The organism is Lysinibacillus sp. NPDC096382, assembly GCF_044762845.1.
Classification (GTDB): domain Bacteria; phylum Bacillota; class Bacilli; order Bacillales_A; family Planococcaceae; genus Lysinibacillus.
This window is the reverse complement of record NZ_JBIWFC010000001.1, coordinates 408,787-426,564: the sequence shown is the minus strand read 5'-3', so window position 1 is coordinate 426,564 and position 17,778 is coordinate 408,787. Positions and strand designations below refer to the sequence as shown.

The following is a 17,778-nucleotide window of genomic DNA, read 5'->3' as shown; positions in this document are numbered from 1 at the left end:
GTACGGATGTTTGGACACCCACTGAAAGAAGTTAAACATATAAAAATAGCCCGAATGCTTGCATTCGAGCTATTACTTTTATTATTTTTATGAGCAGCTGCCTGGTGTTGTATTGGCTACGTATGAGCCAGTTTCTCCACGAAGTAAATCTCCATCAGTTGAGCGAACAATCTCATTTGTAACATTGTTAGCAATTGTGTTTGAAACTAATTGCAATAAATCATTTACATCAATTTGAGATTCTTTAAATTGTTGAACCACTGGGATTGAGTTGATTTCTTCTTCAATTTTTTCGATTTTATCTTCAATTAATTTAAGCGCTTTTTCTTTTCCTAAGTGTTGGAAGTTAACAGCTTGCTTCTGTAGGCTTTTTAGGCTGGCAATACGCTCACGTACAAATTGATTTTCATTAATTTGTGCTTCGGCTTTTTTGAAAAATTCAACTTCTTGCGTATTGGCAATCATATGCGCAATTTCGTGTGACTTCTTGATTAAATCATCTTTTGTATATAATACTTGTGACATTTACGCTTCCACCTTTTCATTTTTTACTACTTCTACGAATTCACCACTTAGTGAATAAGAAGTAGCCTCAACTATTTTTACCTTCACTAATTGACCAATTAAATCTGCTGGCGCTTTAAAGTTTACAAGACGATTTTTACGCGTATAGCCAGCTAATACATCTTCGCGTTTTTTACTTGTACCTTCGACTAAGACTTCTACTAATTCACCCTTCAAGCCCTCTAATGCTTTTCGAGAGTATTCCCCTACAACTTCATTTAATCGTAGAAGACGTTCTTTTTTCACTTCTTCAGGTACATTATCCACCATTTTTGCAGCAGGTGTACCCTCGCGAGGAGAATAAATATAAGTAAAGGCCATTTCAAAGCCTACTTCACGGTACAAGGATAATGTTTCCTCAAATTGCTCCTCTGTTTCATTAGGATAGCCTACGATAATATCAGTCGTTAGTGTTACTTCCGGAATAGCCGCTTTAATTTTCGCTACTAATCCAAGGAAATGCTCACGTGTATACTTACGCGCCATAATTTTTAGCACATCATTTGAACCAGATTGTACTGGTAAATGAATATGTTCAACTAAGTTACCACGTTTTGCAAGAACTTCGATTAAATGATCATCGAAGTCACGTGGATGACTCGTTGTAAAACGAATGCGTGGAATATCAATTTTTCGTAATTCATCCATTAAATCACCAAGTCGATATTCAATATCCTCAAAATCCTTGCCGTAAGCGTTGACATTTTGCCCTAGTAGCATAATTTCTTTATAGCCAGCAGCCGCTAATTCACGAACTTCAGCAATGATTTCGTCTGGACGGCGACTACGCTCCTTACCACGTGTATAAGGTACAATACAATACGTACAGAATTTATCACAGCCGTACATAATATTTACCCAAGCTTTGATGGAGCCAAGACGTTTTTTCGGCAGATTCTCAATAACATCGCCTTCTTTGGACCAAACCTCAATGACCATTTCCTTAGACATATATGCTTCTTTTAAAATGTTCGGTAAACGGTGAATATTATGTGTACCAAACACCATATCGACATGTGGATAACTTCTTAAAATTTTATTTACAACGGATTCTTCCTGTGACATACAGCCACAAACCCCAATAAGCATCTCTGGATTTTTACGTTTATATTTTAGTAGGAAGCCCAGTTCTCCAAATACTTTGTTTTCTGCATTTTCACGGATAGCACACGTATTCAGTAGCACCACATCAGCTTCATCAATCACATCTGTAGGCGTATAACCTAGCTGCATAAAAATCCCAGCCATCACTTCCGTATCATGCTCGTTCATTTGGCAGCCATACGTACGAATATAAAAAGTACGCCCCGTACCCATACCTGCAAACTCTTTTGCAATGTTAAAGTCCTTATGGTACTTAACTTCTTCTTTCCCACGTTTTTTAGCATCTTTTAATGAAGGTGCCGTAAAGACCGTTTCAAAATATTTACTATAATCCTTTTCAGGCTTGTCTTCTTTTTTTGGTTGATTGACTTGTTGATTTGCTAAGCGTTGTTCTTCATTCATTGCAATCAGGTAACTCCTTTCAAACGAATTCCATACATTTGAATTCCCATTTTACTATTATACTGAATAATTGCAACATCCTACAAGGTTTGCGAACTAAATGTCGCGGTTTAGACTTAATTACACGTTGGTTAGATGAATATTTTTGTTGGGTTGAGGGGGACTGCCAGTTTTATGGGGCTTTCTTTCAGTTTATTGGTTCTATCCGTCGCTTTGTCGGGGCTATCCATCACTTTGATGGTTCTATCCACGACTTTGGCTGTTCTATCCACGACTTTGGCTGCTCTATCCATCATTTCGACAGTTCTATCCACGATTTTGACGGTTCTTTCCGTCGCTTTGACTGCTCTATCCACGACTTTAACTGTTCTATCCACGATTTTGACGGTTCTATCCACGATTTTTGCTTTTCTATTCTTCACTTTGATCTTTCCATCCTTCACTTCGCTGAAGCCCATTCACCACTCTTCCTAAAAATAAAAAATCACCGAAGATATCCATCAACGGCGACGTTTATTATAGTTCTATATATTGTTTTTGGCGTTGGTCAAATCCAATAATTGTTTGAACGCCATAGCTTTTTAGTAAAGCTGTATTCGCAAATGTGTATTTACCTAAATCGTCTGGGAAATGCGCATCTGAGGAAACTGTAAAGGCTACTCCATGTTCAATTAAAATTTGCAAGAAACGTGGTCCTGGGCACATTTCCTTTACTGGATAGCGATAAAATAAACCGGCATTTATTTCAGTGGCAGTTTGTGTGGTCACAAGTGCCTTTGCAATTCTTTCATACCAAGAGTCAAGAAAAGCCGTGTCCTTCACTTGATAATCGAACACTTTAAAGTTGTCTAAATGCGCCACAAAGTCAAACATATTCGAGAAGATCATTTTTTCTACTGTAGCAAAAAAACGTGCAAAGTTTTCCTGTAAGGCTGCTGCGTCCATGCTCTCAAATATGTATTGGGTTTGAGGATTATCAAAGCCCCAGCCATCCATAAAATGGACAGATCCGATGACATAATCCCACGGATAACCTTCTAATAATGATGCTAATTCTTCTTCACCGCCGACAAAATAGTCTGCCTCGATGCCAAGCTTTAAGGAAATACCATGACGACTCCATTTTTCCTTTGCTCGATTAATAGTTGACACAAAATCATCCATGCTTTCCGTCATCACACGATCAAGCCAGTAACGCTGAGCTATACCAACTTCATTGTCATCTAATTGCATATAACGTTCAAAGTATGCTCGCGTCTCCTTGAAACGATAGAGATGGTCGACAACCCCAACCTCGCGCAAACCAAGCTGCTTTGCTTGCTGTAAATATAAATCTAACCATTCCTCACTATAGCAACCATTGTGTAAACGCTTTGATAACTGTTGCATTTGTAGCTCTATAAATGCTTTAGAACCTTTTGTTGCTCCTCCATCTTCATTAAAAAATCTAATTGCCCGAGAAGTACGCTCTAGCCAACGAAATGAATATGGCCCCTCCTCTAAATGTACATGATAATCAATCATCCGATTTCCCTCCATTGCATACCGTCCACTTTTCCTCATACGCATGCCACTCTAATGGGCAAGCTATATCACAAAAAATTTCTGAGCACTGCTCTATGTGACAAATTTGATAAAAGGACTTACCATTTATTTTAGATGCATCCGATAATAAAAAGTTCATCTTGCTGCGATCAAGCATTTTTTTAGAAATTAATGATTCATCCAAATCATAATCGTACACGATACCATCACTTATACCACCACACGAAATAAATGCCTTATCAAAATTCATATTTCCTAATAATTCTAATGTCATAGCTCCTATTACTGAGGATTGTCTTGGATTTGTCGTTCCACCGAGTAATATGACCTTTCCAGTCATTCGTCGCTCCTCTATCGCCAAATTAAATTGTACAGCTGCAGCGATAGAGTTGGTTACGACAGTTATATCGTCGACTGCCAATAAAAAATCTGCAATATGCACCGTCGTTGTACCTGTATCAACCGCAATTGTATCCCCGCCACATATACGACTAGCTGCTAAGCGGGCTATATTACGCTTTGCCTCTTTTTGCATTTGAAGCTTACGCAAAAATGCTGGTTCATTTCTAACGTTCGTATACTTTACTGCTCCGCCGTGTACTCTCGTTAATAAATGCTGTTGCTCCAGCTCATCAAAATCTCTACGAATCGTTTCTGGTGCTACTTGTAATTCATCTGCAATATTGGCAACGACAATTTTTCCATCAGCCTCTAACTTTTTTAAAATAAATTCAAAACGTTCAATTTTTGCATATGTCATGATAATGCAATCACATCTTCCCTCGCTATATAGCACACATATTGCTTACCAAGCTCAAACGAATGCCCTCGTTGGTGTAGCTGTTCCATCATAAAGAGACATCCACCCTCTAACGTTGTCCGAATAACATTGCCACTCATTAATGACTGCTTCACCTCTCCAGTCAGACAAACATCCCCCTGTCTCTGATCGAGATGTATGGCTTCTGGTCGAATCGCAAATTTTGAGTATTCTTTTGGCAATGCCTCGCCAATCATTTTCTCAAGGGCTTGACGCGTAAAAACATTGTAATGTCCGATAAAATTTGCGATAAATTCACTTTCAGGGCTTGTATAAATCGCAGTAGGTGTTCCACTTTGTGCAATCATTCCATTATTCATCACAAATATTTTGTCAGAAACAGCCATTGCTTCCTCTTGATCATGCGTAACTAAAATCATCGTTATACCTAGCTTTTGTTGAATAGCTCGTAAGTCTTCTTGAAGTTTCTTACGAATTTGGGCATCTAACGCACTGAGCGGTTCATCTAATAGCAATACTTTTGGACGTACAATTAATGCTCGAGCAAGGGCAACACGCTGCTGCTGACCTCCAGATAATTCTTTCGGATATGTATGCGCTTTTTCACTTAAATGCACGATTTCAAGTATTTCTTGAACACGTTGATCCACTTCAGCAGTATTTACTTTTTGCATACGTAAACCGAAGGCTACATTTTCTTTCACCGTCATATTTGGAAATAGTGCATAAGATTGAAACACCATACCAACTTGGCGATCCTTTGGTTGAACACTATTCATATCCTTGTCTTCTATGTTAATTTTTCCCGCAGATGCATCTGTTAAGCCTGCCAAAATACGAAGGATTGTACTCTTACCACAGCCACTCGGACCTAAAAGAGTTATAAATTCACCTTTTTCAATCTTCATATTTATATTTGATAAAACCGTCGTTGATCCATATTTTTTATGAAGTCCTTCAATCACAATATAACTCATAGATTTGTAGCACCTTTCGATCGTTTCGTTAATGTTGCAATAGCGTACGTTAATAAGCCCATAAGAACGATATAAATAAAGACAACTGCACTAGCAATATGTCCACTTGTACTAAGCTTCTTCATTAAATAAATTTGCACCGTCTCAAAGCGAGTACCAACCACTAGATTAATCAGTACAAATTCTCCAAAAAGTACGGAAAACGATAATAATGCACCAGCAAATAAGCCTGGGTAAACAGTAGGTAATAATATTTTAGTAAATGCCTGCAATTTTGATGCTCCCAGTAATTGCGCTGCGTCTAAAAGCTGTCGTGCATCAACATTCTGCAAACTATTGCGTGTCCCCTGATAAATGTATGGTAGGATACCGATAACATATGCCCCTAATACTACTAAAATCATCGGCACACCAAATTTGCTATAAACACGAATGAGCCCGACTGCTAAAATAATTCCCGGGAATGAATACACCATCACAACAGCCATCTGTATCCATTTTTCGTATTTTGGAAAATACAACACGATCACAAAAATAGCCGGTACGATAACGAGCAATGCAATCATGACAGCCCCACTAGACAATAAAACCGAACGTCCAAACGCCTGTATAAATTCTGCATCCTGAAATAATGTCGCAAGCCATTTCAATGTTAATCCTTCTGGCAAAATGGTCTTATTCCAATTCGTCGCAAAGGCATAAAGCATTGTTGCAACAACTGGCAACACTAAATACACCACTAACAGGAGGAAAAATAAATCAGCAAAGCCTCTTTTTTTCACTATAACTTCCTCCTTGTTTTTGAAATGCTCCACTCACTTAATAGCATTGCCGTCACCATCGTTACTGCTAGTATTACTGCAATAGCACTTGCCAGCTCTGGTTGTGCAAAAATATCTCCCTTAATAAGAGAACCAATACGAATGGCTACTAAATTGTAATTACTGCTAGTTAGTGCATAGGCAGAGGCATACGCTCCCATTGCATTGGCAAACAATACGCTAAATGTCCCAACAATTCCAGGAAGCATAACAGGGATCCCAATCTTCATCCAAAACTGCCATGTGGAAGCTCCAAGTAATGCTGCTGCGTCCTTCCATTGTTGCTGAATCCCATCATAAATTGGGTATAAAAGCATTAAGGCTAATGGTAGCTGAAAATAAATATAAATCAGTAACAAGCCACCCCAGCTATAAAGAGAAAATGATGAAAATGTGTCAATACCCCATTTATCGAATAGCAATGTAAAGAGCCCGCTATTGCCAAGTAATACAATAAAGGCAAAAGCTAACGGAATACCTGAAAAATTTGATGTTAAATTTGTTAGTATTAAAATTTTCTCACGCACTGGCTCAGAAAATCTCATAAGCGCATAAACAGCAAATAGGGTAACAATTAAGGCAATGACTGCCGAAATAACAGACAGTGTAATACTATTTGTAAAGCCTTGTAAAATGTAATCGTTCGTTAGTACAGTTTGATATTGTGCGAATGTAAAACCATCACTATTTTGAAAGCTTGTGATGAGCATATACAGTAACGGTACTAAGAAAAATAACAAGACAAGTACTAGAAAAGGAGAAAGCCAGGCAACTGTTTGCCGCTTCGAAATCAAAACAATCACTTCTTTCAATATTTAATAGCAGTTCATGTTGATTTAATCATTTTTATTAATTAGAAGGCTCATCACCATAACGGGGGTTGATTTCCGTTCCGACAGGGCGCATTGTTGCTGGCGCTTCGCTTTCGCACAGACAACATCCGCTTCACTGCAGAATCTCGGGCCAACACGATGTTGGACACGAAGGCGTTATCACAGGACGTGATGGTTTTAGCCTTCGTTCCCCCTATCGCTGATCCCCAAGGAGTCGCCCTGTCTTCACTTCAATCAACTAACACATTACAAATATTTTGAAAATGTCATCCCAACTTTTGATGATGAACTAATAGAATTTCCCTGCTGGAAGCTTCCCAAACACGCCCAATTAATATTGATGATTAAACCTTTTTTAATGAATGCATCCCTTCTAATAACAGGGGAACCATTTCATCAGAAGGTTCGATATTCAATAAATGACAGCATAACGGAGCAATTTGTAACTGTGATACAATCTCATCCTTAATGCCTGCTTTAACGTGATTCGAAATAACAAACATTGGTACATGACGATCCTCAGCTGTTGTGCCTCCATGATTTCCATCACTCGTCATCCCATGATCTGCTGTCACGATCACTTCATAGCCCTGCGCAAGACATTTTGGGATAAATACAGATAATAATGCATCAACTGCTAAAACACGATTTCGATATTGCGCCGAGTCAGCTGTAAATTTATGACCGTCATCATCTACATTCATCGGATGAATATATAAGAAATCTGGTTGCTTTTGATCCATTAGCCAAGCAGCTTCAGCAAATAAATGACTGTCTGGATAGTAATCCTCAAAGTAGAACAGTCCATTCTCAATCGGCAATTGGGTATCTAATTGTAGTCTGTCCTCCATATGCACAAATGGAGCACGATTATATAGCTCACTTACCCAATAATAGGCAGCTGCTGCTGTAGATAGACCGTTTTCTTTCGCTAAATGAAATAAACTATTTTGCGTCGATAAACGCACTGTCATATTGCTCGTTACTCCATGTACAATGGGTGGTGTCCCCGTTAAAATCGTTTCATATAAAGGCCTTGATAGTGAAGGGACCTCTGAGCAAACCTTGTAGCGTGCTGCTAGTTTACGTTCAACTAAATGGTGCATAAATCCCATATGGGTACAAGCTGTATCAAAGCGAAGTGCATCTACGACAATTAAGACAACTTTATTATTTTCCATGAATTAATACCTGCTCCTGATATTGTTGTGGAATTTGCTTTGTTGTTTCTTCCCATTTCTTTTGGTCTTTTACTGGCTGTGCATTTTTGTACATTTCCGCAGGTAATAATAGCTTCTGAACATCTTGAGGTAATTGAACCTTGTCACGAATTGGACGAGCATAACCCTTCGCTAAATTTTCTTGTCCTGCATCCGATAAAATGTATTCACGAGCTAGCATAGCTGCATGAGGATTTTTGGCATATTTATTAATGATTGTTGCATAGCCTGATGTTACAGAGCCTTCTGATGGAATGATGACATCAAAACGTTTCTCATCAATTTGGTGTCGATAGCCAAGTGCATTAAAATCCCATAAGATGGCTACATCAATCTCGCCTTTTTCTAAATTCGCTACAGTTGGATCTCCTTTTAAACGCCCTTGTTTTGCTAAAGATGCAAAAAAGTCTATTCCAGGTTGAATATTCGATTCATCACCACCAAATGCCATAGCAGCTGCTAAAATAGCAAACTGTGCTTGATTCGCTGTTAAAGCATCACCAATGCTAACCGTGTAATCTCCGTTTTTAATATCCTCCCATGATTTCGGGGCATTTTTGACGTTGTTTTTATCAGTTAAAAATGAAATAGTTCCAGTATAACCCACGATCCAATGGCCATCATTATCCTTTGCCCAGTCAGGTATTTCATTCCAATAAGATGTTTTATACGGTAATGTTAAACCCTTGTCCTTGGCAATCGGTCCAAAAGCAATTCCGACGTCACCAATATCCGCAGTTGCATCATCCTTTTCCGCCTCAAACTTCGCTAGCTCCTCGGCACTCGACATGTCTGTATCCTTATGCTTAAGGGTATATTCAGTACCAAGATCACCCCAAGTCTCTACCCAGTTAGCCCATGTATCTGGCATTCCGACAGAATTTACAGTTCCTTCTTCTTTTGCTTTTTTCGTAATCTCTTCAAGTGTCAAATCACTTTTCACTTCATTCGAACTAGATGAACCGTCGGAACAAGCTGCCAACATTGAAATTGCTACTGCTCCGATTAGACCTTTCTTCCACAACTTTTGAATTGCCATGAGTTGGAACCTCCATTTGTTTATGTTTGTTTTCATTTGCCTTACAACATTTATGTTAGGAAACAAACATTAAGCAAGTATGGAGGACATTAAAATATTCAGTAAAAATTATGAAGGAATTATGAAAATCTATAAACGATTATTAATTGAAGGGGGATTGTAAAAGTTTTAGAGGAGTAAGTAGGGATCTAGTTCTGTATGCGCACGTTTATGTAGCTTTCTAAGAACGTGCACACACTCTAGATTCATTTTATAAACCAAGAAAATCTGCATATGTATGCGGCTCGTTTTCTTTTAAAATTGTTAAAAATGTAAAGGCAAGCTGTACAACTGACCACCATTTCATATTGTAGGACATCTCAAAGTGGGCAGGTGCTAATGTAAAAACATCTTGAAAAATATCAAGTGGATCGATTTTTTTATCATTTAATATCGAGAGAAAACCTAAAAACAACGTATGGTCCTTGACCTCAATCATTTTTCCATCAACAAGTGCATCAATATTTTCCGGTTGATGAAAATTACATTGTGTCGCAACATACCTTTCCAAATCCTGTGTGCGTTGTCTTTCTTCACGTTCTTTTTTCTTTGCAATAAAATCAATGACGTTATCCACGTGCATCGCCTCTTCTTTTTTTCTTTTATTGTAGCATTTTTTACAATACTATTGCCCGAACACGCTCCCCATTTTTTCCCTTTTATCAAAAACAAAAAGAATGTTTTGACAAATTCGTCAAAATCATTCTTTCTAATGAATTTCATTAATATGCTATTGGTAAAACGTTTACCATCTATATAAGTTGATTGAAGTGGAGACTGGGCGACTCCTTGGGGTCAGATCACAGCGTCACACATGAGACTCTGGAGCGAGCACACAAGGGAACGAAGGCTAAAACCATCACGTCCTGTGATAACGCCTTCGTGACCAACATTGTTTTATCTGTGCGAAAGCGCAGTGTAACGAAGCGTCCAGCCGGAACGGAAATCAACCCCACGTTATGGTTATGACCTTATTTTCTTCATTAACATAACTCTATTGTGACTAATTATTGATTGGGATTGATATGGTTACTCTTCCTCCACCAGCTAATAAATCATTGTCAATTAGCAATGTTCCAGCGTGACGCTGAACAATTGATTGGGCAATATAAAGTCCCATCCCATGGTGATCTCCTGCATTTCTGCTTGGATCTCCGCGATAAAACTGTTTGGTAGCCTCGTTTAAATCTCTCGGAGAAAATCCACAGCCGTTATCAGTAACGATAAATCGAATAACATCAGTAGCAACTTGCACAGTTAATGTTACCTTTCCATATTCAGGTGTGTGCTCTACAGCATTAGCAATGACATTTAAAATCGCACGATAGAACTGCTCTTCATCGATAAATATACGTGCAGGAAGAATTTCCTTCTGGATATCCACTTGAAGCCTTTTTTCCAACGAAAGAGCTCTCATTTGTTGTTCTACATCTGTCATAAATGCATCCGTTTTAACATTCGTTTTTTCACGAGTTACATTTCTTTCCATTTTCGATAAATCAATCAACTCTTTCGTGAATTTTTCTATTTCCATTGTATTTTTTAAAATATAGTCATTATATTCTCTTTGTATATCATCTTGAGCCGTATCCTGCAAAAGCTCTGCATTTCCCCGAATAATTGTGAGCGGTGTTTTCAGATCATGAGCAAGAGCAGAAATTTGTTCTCTACGTGCCTGTTCAGATTCCCATTGCTGTTTTAAGGAGCTATTTAAAGCCTCTTTCATCTGCTCAAGAGAAACCGATATTTCATCTATTTCACGAATTCCTGAATGATTAATCGTAAAATCCAAATTTTGATTTTGTATTTTTTCAATCGCTTCCTGCAAGCCAAACATTTTTTTCTTTAGACTTCTTCCAAAATGGATAGCAAGGACAGTTGCATAAGCTACTATCCCTATAATAAACACTAGAAATTCTAATAGTTGCGGATTAGGTAAATATTTTCTTAAAATTTCTGAACGATACTGAGGTACTAAATAATATCGTAATATACAAATCTCATTTTCTCGCTCTATAAACGAGTAAAATTGGGAACTATTTCTAGTTTCCCTTTTTTTCATTACATCCCATGCTTTAAAAGCTTCCTTTTCTGAAAGATTCCCTGTAAGGAATTGTCCATCTTTAGAAAAGACAGCATAGTCAACAAGGTCTGGAATAATATCAGCGGTAACCGAACTACTAGACGCAATCCGATCCTTTGATAATGTAATTTGACTTTCTGCATAATTTGCTGGCAAAACAATGTTGGTAGAAAAAGTAAATAAAAATATACTAAACAGTATTACGACTAACAGAATGGTGCCTAAACTTAGGAAAAGGAGATATCGTAGAAAAAAAGTATGTAGTCGAGTGCCTTTTGTGGGCTTTATTGTCTCCATTTATATCCGATCCCCCAAACAGTGTCAATGGCGTCAACATGAAAGGCATGTAGCTTTGAACGAATATTTTTAATATGCTCCGTAATAGCAGTACTGTCACTCTTCCCATCAAAGCCAAAAATAGTTTCATAAATTTTTTCTTTCGAAAATACTTGTCCTCGATTTCGAGCTAGAAATTCGCATATTGCATATTCGCTTTTTGTCAGCATTACCTTCTCTTCATTTATAAACAGCTCTTTGCCTGATAGATTGAAGTGAACATTATCTACAAAAAGGATACTACGTCTTTCTCTTTTTTCGCGTCTCAAATGCGCATTCACTCTTGCACGTAGCTCTCCAATGCCAAACGGCTTGATAATGTAATCATCAGCGCCAAGACCTAGACCATACATTAAATCTTCTTCTAATGATTTAGCCGTTAAAAAAAGGATGGGACAATCTACAGCATGACGTATTTGACCACATAGTGTAAATCCATCTATTTCGGGCATCATTACATCCAGTAAAATTAAATCGAAGGCACCAAGATCCATTTTACTTACTTCCGGCGCATCAAAGACTGCCGTTACTAAATGTTCGTCTTTTAGTAGTGCATTTTTTATCAATACTAAAATATCTTTTTCATCATCTACTGCTAATATTTTTGCCATATTTCTACCCTCATCATTTCTTCATACCCTAATTCTCCGATCTTCTTCCTTCCCACTTCCAAAACCAGAAACAAGATAGGACTAATGCGCACAATGTTCCGCAAACTGAAGCAATAATACCTTCCTGTAGTCCTACTTTCACCGTTGATAGGTCTAGCCCTGACGTCTTCATTGTCCATAACGAAACAAAGTGACCACCCCAACCATAAGGTATAAATGACCAAATACCATTACCTAGTCCAGTTAGTAGTAAGGCTACTATTAGTGATCCCACAATCCCTAAACCGATTGAGGCACCTTTACCAAAATGAAGACTAACAAATAAATGTAAAATATATAAAAATACATAGCCTACAAATAAAATACATCCAGCTATGAAATAAAATTGATAACCAAAAGTATCTTCATGCAAAAGCTCAATAAAACCAGCACTAAAAATACCGATGGACAGTAATATTGCGCCAAAACTAAATAATAATAACAGTAGCAACTTGCTTAAATAGGCTACTATTTTTGTTTTAGTAGTGGTTAGCATCTCCTGAAAATGTCCTGCAGTTGCTTCTTGTTCCGCTGCCATCGCACAAACTAACCCAATAATAATTGGAAATCCGCATGCTACTCCTTGAAGATAAGCCGTTACCCTAGCATTGAAACCCCATGGTGAATAAGTATAGTATGCTAAAAATATCCCTGAAATAATGATAGGTACAATTAGATGTGTGAGTAAAAAAGGCGTTCTTTTTGTTTTAAGAAGCTCTGCTCTAAGTAATCTTAACATTATCATGCACTATTTCGCCTCCCTTTTTTGGAACCATCGTGCAGTAAGGAAGCTTATTAAAGCAAACCATACTAAGGCAATTAATATACCTGGAGCTATAACCCACGTGTTTAATAATGGACTTCCTTCAGGCACTAGCAGACCATTTGGTAAAATCTCTAATGTTGGACATATTAGTCTTGCTGTAATGGCGTAAGGAACACTATACCAAAAATCTCCATTCGCAAATGCAATCATACCTGCCATATTACCGACTAAATTTATTAAAATTGCTATATAAGTTCCTAATTTTGCCGCAAGAAATAGACAGAAGGGAATTTGCCATAATAACGTTAAGAAAATTACCGAGCTACCTGTAAAACTACTTGTTAAAGAATAGCTAGTGCCAAAGAGTACTCCACTAGCAGATATACTTACAAAGAAAATAAGTGTAGTTACTAACAACCAGGCGCTACATGTTAGTATTTTACCAAACCAAATCTTCTTTAGGTCAATCGGCATTGCGAGAATACTATGATATTTCAATTTAGCATCTTTTTCCACCACTAATGTGCAGCATATCGTCAGTGCACCTGGTAGGAGCAATGTATACCAAAAATTATAAGCACCACTTTGAAAAAACTTTCCTCCCATTAATAATGCAGTTAGTACTATCGCCACAATGGGTGCTAGCCAAACTAATTTAGGAATAAAAGTCTTTTTCCATTTTAATCTTTCAGCCTTCATAATTGAAATCATGTTACATGCCTGCCTTTCTATTAGCAGACACTACTTGCATAAATAATGATTCTAATTCCTGACCTTGTGGAGCAACTCCCTGATAGCCTAATTTCCCTCCTGCAATGATGCCAATTTCATCAACAACCTGCTCTACCTCTGACAGGATGTGACTAGATAAAATGACTGTAATCCCTTGCTCTGGAAAAGATCGGATTAGCTTTCGAAGCTCTTGAATGCCGATTGGATCGAGACCATTTGTCGGCTCATCAAGAATTAAAAGCTTTGGATAGTTTAATAGCGCAATAGCTATTCCAAGACGTTGTTTCATCCCTAACGAAAACTGTCCTGCTCGTTTTTTTCCTGTATTGGTCAAGTCTACGATTCTTAATACTTCGTCAATACGTGACTGTGGCAATCCGAGGGCAATCGTTCGAACCTTTAGATTTTCTGTTGCCGTTAAATTTTCGTAAAGCGGTGGTGTTTCAATTAATACACCAATGTCTTTTAAATCATTGCGATTCCATTCACGTCCATTAAAAAGTATCTTTCCTGCATTCGGACGCAGCATACCCGTAATCATTTTTAACGTTGTCGATTTCCCTGCACCGTTAGGACCGAGTAAACCGTAAACAGTATTGCGAGGTATCGTTAACGACAAGTCCTCCACAATTTTTTGTCCCTTAAAGCTTTTACTAAGATTTTCTGTTTGTAAAATAATATCTTCCACTTTATAATCATCTTCCTTTCGATGATTATAGTGTAAAAAATGATTATAAGGATTTTATAAGGATAGCAAAAATTTTGAAGAAACCCTATAAAAATCAAAATTGGTTGGCAAAACGAGGGGGTTGATTTCCGTTCCGACTGAGCGCTTTCCTGGGGGCGTCCGATGAGCCGCTTCGCTTCGCTGCAGGGTCTCATCTGTGACGCTAATCCCCAAGGAGTCGCTCAGTCTCCACTCCAATCAACCACTTCACAGAGCATGTATCTACTCATTTATAATGATAAAACTCAAGCTTCAGCACTTCGCTTCTTATGTGCGAAAGCGTAGTGCTAACGTAGCGACAGCTAGAAAAATATTTTAACATCTTAATTTCATTGACTTAACAGTCTTTCAAAAACACAAAAAGCATTTGGAATGAGGACATCCCAAATGCTTTTTATCATGCTATATAAAATTTAATTTACATAAATTCTTTTACTAATTCATTAAAATCATTTTCGCTCATTTTAATATCGATATCCGTTAATGGTAGCTCTGAATAGCCTGGTACTTTTTCTTGGTATGAAGCTGTTTCAGTATCTTGATAAATAATACCTGTTACTAAACCTTCATGCTCCATCACTGTACGCATTGCCATACCACGGTCAGAATTGTCATAGCCTTCAATATCAGCAAGCTTCGTTAAGTTTTCTTTAAACCAATCGTACGTGTTCACTTTGTTATACGTAACACAAGGTGAGAATACGTTGATGAATGAGAAGCCTTTATGATTAATGCCCGCTTCAATTAAAGCTGTTAACTCTTTAATATCCGTTGAGAATCCTTGTGCGACAAAAGTAGCTCCGCTTGTTAAAGCTACTTCTAACGGTTTTAATGAAGGCTCAATCGCACCACCTGGCGTAGATTTTGTAATAAATCCTGCAGCAGAACGTGGAGATGTTTGCCCCTTTGTTAAACCATAAATTTGGTTATCCATCACAACGTATGTGATGTCAATATTACGACGGATAGCATGAATTGTATGACCCATACCAATCGCAAATCCATCTCCGTCACCACCAGAAGCAATAACGTTTAAATCACGGTTAGCCATTTTTAAGCCTTGTGCAATTGGTAATGCACGACCATGAATACCGTGGAAGCCATAAGAATTAATGTAGCCTGAAATACGACCAGAACAGCCAATCCCAGAGATAACAGCTAATTCGTTCGGTTCAATACCGACGTTTGCCGCGGCACGTTGAATCGCTGCCTGAACAGAGAAGTCACCACAGCCTGGGCACCAGTTTGGTTTCACTGTATTACGAAAATCCTTAAATGTCGCCATTAGCGAGTCAACTCCTTCACACGATTTTCTAATTCACCTGGCAAGAATGGTGTACCATCATATTTTGTAATAGTCTCGATTTTATCGTGACCACCAACATTCATCTTCATAATATTTGCTAATTGACCTGTGTAGTTATTTTCTACAACGATTACTTTTTTCGCTTTTGCTACAAGTGGTGCCACCTCAGCAGATGGGAATGGGTGAATTAAACGAATATGTGCATGGTTCACCTTCATGCCTTGAGCATTTAAGCGTTCTTGTACTTCTTCAATAGCTCCACGTGTTGAGTTAAAGCCCACTAATAAAATATCAGCTTCTTCGTGTGGCGCATTTGAATGTACTGGATGATCAAATTTCAATGCTGCTAGCTTACGGAAACGTTTATCCATTTGTACTTGACGGTTACCAGATGCTTCAGACGGTTTACCTGTTTCATCGTGTTCAACCCCCGTTACATGGTGAATACCATTCAACGTACCAGGTAGCACACGCGGTGAAATACCATCTTCCGTATCTTCATAACGTTTAAAGTATGCTTTATCGGCTACTTCTTCAATATCGCCTGTAACAATTTTACCGCGACGAATTTCAATTTTATTGTAATCGAATGGCTCAACAGATTGTTTACCTAGAGATAATTGCAAGTCTGTCATTAAAATAACTGGTAATTGTAATTCCTCTGCAATGTTAAATGCTTGGATTGTGTCAAAGAATGCTTCTTCCATTGTAGATGGTGCAATTACTACTTTTGGAATTTCACCATGCGTACCATATAACATCGCCATTAAATCTGATTGCTCTTGTTTTGTTGGTAATCCTGTTGATGGACCACCACGTTGTGTATCAACAACAACTAGTGGCTGCTCTGTCATACCTGAAAGACCAAGTGCTTCCATCATTAATGAAAGACCAGGGCCAGCAGAAGCTGTAAAAGCACGAACACCACCAAAGTTTGCACCAATTGCCATTGTCGCTGCAGCAATTTCGTCTTCTGTTTGAATAACCGCACCACCGAATTTCGGTAATTTTTTAATAAGATATTCCATAATCTCAGAAGCTGGTGTAATTGGGTAGGCTGCCATAAAGCGTGTCCCAGCTGCAAGTGCACCAAGTGCAACTGCATCGTTTCCGATCATGAACATACGGCGTTTACCGTCTGCTGGTGCTAAAGCCCAGTCACCTACACGATCTCCTAGCAGCTCATTCATTAATTCATGACCGCGTGCAATGGCCTCCATATTTTTCTGAACAACTTCTTCACCTTTTTTGCCAAAAATATCATCTACAACATTTTGGAACACTTCGTCCTCTAGATTTAGCAATGAAGCTGTTGCTCCGATCGCCACCATATTTTTCATCAACGAAGTACCAAGCTCTGCCGCTACCTCTGTAAAAGGTACTACAAATAATGGCGCTTTTGAATCTTCTGGCTTCACTGGAGTAAATTTTGAATCCGCTAAAATAACGCCTGTTTCTGTTAATTCTTTATAATTGACGTCGATTGTTTCTTGGTCGAACGCTACTAAAATATCTAAATCATCCGCAATTGAACGTACTTCTGTTGGACGAACTGTAATTTTATTATTCGTATGGCCACCTTTAATTCGAGAAGAGAAATGACGATAACCGTATAGGAAGTAACCTAAACGATTCATTGCCGTTGAGAAAATTTCGCCGGTACTTTCAATCCCTTCACCCTGTTGCCCACCGACTTTCCATGAAAGCTGATGTAACATGTCAACAACTCCTTAGATCCAATGTATATACTATTATTTTTCCTTCATAAGTTTAACACGAAGAAACGGTCTACACTATTGTTATTCCCCGATTTAAACGAAAATCAGACCTTTGACTGAAAATGGCGTTCATAA

General features: G+C 38.1%; 18 protein-coding genes. All 18 read right to left on the bottom strand.

Translation table 11 applies throughout. The features are described from left to right. Positions 1–87: 87 nt before the first annotated feature. Entirely contained in the window at positions 88–525 is a 438-nt protein-coding gene (locus ACIQZA_RS01980; protein WP_142507381.1) for a YlbF/YmcA family competence regulator, read from the bottom strand. After that, positions 526–2,070 (bottom strand): tRNA (N6-isopentenyl adenosine(37)-C2)-methylthiotransferase MiaB, encoded by a 1,545-nt coding sequence (gene miaB, locus ACIQZA_RS01975; protein ID WP_400934447.1) that lies wholly within the window; start codon positions 2,068–2,070, stop codon positions 526–528. Between the two features lie 131 nt (positions 2,071–2,201). Continuing rightward, on the bottom strand, positions 2,202–2,528 hold the full coding sequence (locus tag ACIQZA_RS01970; RefSeq protein ID WP_400934445.1) for a hypothetical protein: 327 nt from the start codon (positions 2,526–2,528) through the stop codon (positions 2,202–2,204). A gap of 58 nt (positions 2,529–2,586) precedes the next feature. Further along, positions 2,587–3,594 (bottom strand): histidinol phosphate phosphatase domain-containing protein, encoded by a 1,008-nt coding sequence (locus tag ACIQZA_RS01965; protein ID WP_400934444.1) that lies wholly within the window; start codon positions 3,592–3,594, stop codon positions 2,587–2,589. Beyond that, entirely contained in the window at positions 3,587–4,375 is a 789-nt protein-coding gene (locus ACIQZA_RS01960) for a DeoR/GlpR family DNA-binding transcription regulator (protein ID WP_402880016.1), read from the bottom strand. Before ACIQZA_RS01960 ends, ACIQZA_RS01965 begins: the two co-directional genes overlap by 8 nt. After that, the gene (locus ACIQZA_RS01955; RefSeq protein ID WP_402880018.1) at positions 4,372–5,373 is read right to left on the bottom strand and encodes an ABC transporter ATP-binding protein; all 1,002 of its coding nucleotides are present in this window, start codon (positions 5,371–5,373) and stop codon (positions 4,372–4,374) included. The genes ACIQZA_RS01960 and ACIQZA_RS01955 overlap by 4 nt, the downstream gene beginning before the upstream one ends. After that, positions 5,370–6,155, bottom strand: a complete 786-nt coding sequence (locus ACIQZA_RS01950) for an ABC transporter permease (protein ID WP_400934438.1) — start codon at positions 6,153–6,155, stop codon at positions 5,370–5,372. Before ACIQZA_RS01950 ends, ACIQZA_RS01955 begins: the two co-directional genes overlap by 4 nt. After that, positions 6,155–6,997, bottom strand: coding sequence for an ABC transporter permease (locus ACIQZA_RS01945; protein ID WP_400934521.1), 843 nt, complete (start codon positions 6,995–6,997; stop codon positions 6,155–6,157). Before ACIQZA_RS01945 ends, ACIQZA_RS01950 begins: the two co-directional genes overlap by 1 nt. A 374-nt stretch (positions 6,998–7,371) precedes the next feature. Further along, positions 7,372–8,208 (bottom strand): alkaline phosphatase family protein, encoded by an 837-nt coding sequence (locus tag ACIQZA_RS01940; RefSeq protein ID WP_402880020.1) that lies wholly within the window; start codon positions 8,206–8,208, stop codon positions 7,372–7,374. After that, a complete protein-coding gene (locus ACIQZA_RS01935; RefSeq protein ID WP_402880022.1) occupies positions 8,198–9,286 on the bottom strand; it encodes an ABC transporter substrate-binding protein in 1,089 nt (362 codons plus the stop codon). Before ACIQZA_RS01935 ends, ACIQZA_RS01940 begins: the two co-directional genes overlap by 11 nt. Positions 9,287–9,536: 250 nt before the next feature. Further along, a complete protein-coding gene (locus ACIQZA_RS01930; RefSeq protein WP_255504986.1) occupies positions 9,537–9,908 on the bottom strand; it encodes a 2-oxoglutarate ferredoxin oxidoreductase subunit beta in 372 nt (123 codons plus the stop codon). A gap of 420 nt (positions 9,909–10,328) precedes the next feature. After that, entirely contained in the window at positions 10,329–11,705 is a 1,377-nt protein-coding gene (locus ACIQZA_RS01925; protein WP_402880024.1) for a sensor histidine kinase, read from the bottom strand. After that, positions 11,693–12,355, bottom strand: coding sequence for a response regulator transcription factor (locus tag ACIQZA_RS01920; RefSeq protein WP_142507392.1), 663 nt, complete (start codon positions 12,353–12,355; stop codon positions 11,693–11,695). The genes ACIQZA_RS01925 and ACIQZA_RS01920 overlap by 13 nt, the downstream gene beginning before the upstream one ends. Positions 12,356–12,383: 28 nt before the next feature. Continuing rightward, entirely contained in the window at positions 12,384–13,139 is a 756-nt protein-coding gene (locus ACIQZA_RS01915) for a lantibiotic immunity ABC transporter MutG family permease subunit (protein WP_402880026.1), read from the bottom strand. 3 nt (positions 13,140–13,142) lie between these two features. Then, entirely contained in the window at positions 13,143–13,871 is a 729-nt protein-coding gene (locus tag ACIQZA_RS01910) for a lantibiotic immunity ABC transporter MutE/EpiE family permease subunit (RefSeq protein WP_402880028.1), read from the bottom strand. A gap of 1 nt (position 13,872) precedes the next feature. Then, entirely contained in the window at positions 13,873–14,580 is a 708-nt protein-coding gene (locus tag ACIQZA_RS01905) for a lantibiotic protection ABC transporter ATP-binding protein (protein WP_402880030.1), read from the bottom strand. A 457-nt stretch (positions 14,581–15,037) separates the two neighbouring features. Further along, a complete protein-coding gene (locus tag ACIQZA_RS01900) occupies positions 15,038–15,904 on the bottom strand; it encodes a 2-oxoacid:ferredoxin oxidoreductase subunit beta (RefSeq protein WP_132357351.1) in 867 nt (288 codons plus the stop codon). Further along, positions 15,904–17,643 carry a 2-oxoacid:acceptor oxidoreductase subunit alpha gene (locus ACIQZA_RS01895; RefSeq protein WP_402880032.1) on the bottom strand — a complete coding sequence of 580 codons (1,740 nt, stop codon included), beginning with the start codon at positions 17,641–17,643 and terminating at the stop codon, positions 15,904–15,906. The genes ACIQZA_RS01900 and ACIQZA_RS01895 overlap by 1 nt, the downstream gene beginning before the upstream one ends. Positions 17,644–17,778 lie beyond the last annotated feature (135 nt).

What these genes read in the sequence shown, in the direction of transcription:
- ACIQZA_RS01895 (WP_402880032.1), bottom strand. Translation starts at nt 17,643, where the DNA reads ATGTTACATCAGCTTTCATGGAAAGTCGGTGGGCAACAGGGTGAAGGG.
- ACIQZA_RS01900 (WP_132357351.1), bottom strand. Translation starts at nt 15,904, where the DNA reads ATGGCGACATTTAAGGATTTTCGTAATACAGTGAAACCAAACTGGTGC.
- ACIQZA_RS01955 (WP_402880018.1), bottom strand. Translation starts at nt 5,373, where the DNA reads ATGAGTTATATTGTGATTGAAGGACTTCATAAAAAATATGGATCAACG.
- ACIQZA_RS01915 (WP_402880026.1), bottom strand. Translation starts at nt 13,139, where the DNA reads ATGATAATGTTAAGATTACTTAGAGCAGAGCTTCTTAAAACAAAAAGA.
- ACIQZA_RS01940 (WP_402880020.1), bottom strand. Translation starts at nt 8,208, where the DNA reads ATGGAAAATAATAAAGTTGTCTTAATTGTCGTAGATGCACTTCGCTTT.
- ACIQZA_RS01910 (WP_402880028.1), bottom strand. Translation starts at nt 13,871, where the DNA reads ATGATTTCAATTATGAAGGCTGAAAGATTAAAATGGAAAAAGACTTTT.
- miaB (WP_400934447.1), bottom strand. Translation starts at nt 2,070, where the DNA reads ATGAATGAAGAACAACGCTTAGCAAATCAACAAGTCAATCAACCAAAA.
- ACIQZA_RS01920 (WP_142507392.1), bottom strand. Translation starts at nt 12,355, where the DNA reads ATGGCAAAAATATTAGCAGTAGATGATGAAAAAGATATTTTAGTATTG.
- ACIQZA_RS01930 (WP_255504986.1), bottom strand. Translation starts at nt 9,908, where the DNA reads ATGCACGTGGATAACGTCATTGATTTTATTGCAAAGAAAAAAGAACGT.
- ACIQZA_RS01970 (WP_400934445.1), bottom strand. Translation starts at nt 2,528, where the DNA reads ATGGGCTTCAGCGAAGTGAAGGATGGAAAGATCAAAGTGAAGAATAGA.
- ACIQZA_RS01935 (WP_402880022.1), bottom strand. Translation starts at nt 9,286, where the DNA reads ATGGCAATTCAAAAGTTGTGGAAGAAAGGTCTAATCGGAGCAGTAGCA.
- ACIQZA_RS01960 (WP_402880016.1), bottom strand. Translation starts at nt 4,375, where the DNA reads ATGACATATGCAAAAATTGAACGTTTTGAATTTATTTTAAAAAAGTTA.
- ACIQZA_RS01980 (WP_142507381.1), bottom strand. Translation starts at nt 525, where the DNA reads ATGTCACAAGTATTATATACAAAAGATGATTTAATCAAGAAGTCACAC.
- ACIQZA_RS01965 (WP_400934444.1), bottom strand. Translation starts at nt 3,594, where the DNA reads ATGATTGATTATCATGTACATTTAGAGGAGGGGCCATATTCATTTCGT.
- ACIQZA_RS01925 (WP_402880024.1), bottom strand. Translation starts at nt 11,705, where the DNA reads ATGGAGACAATAAAGCCCACAAAAGGCACTCGACTACATACTTTTTTT.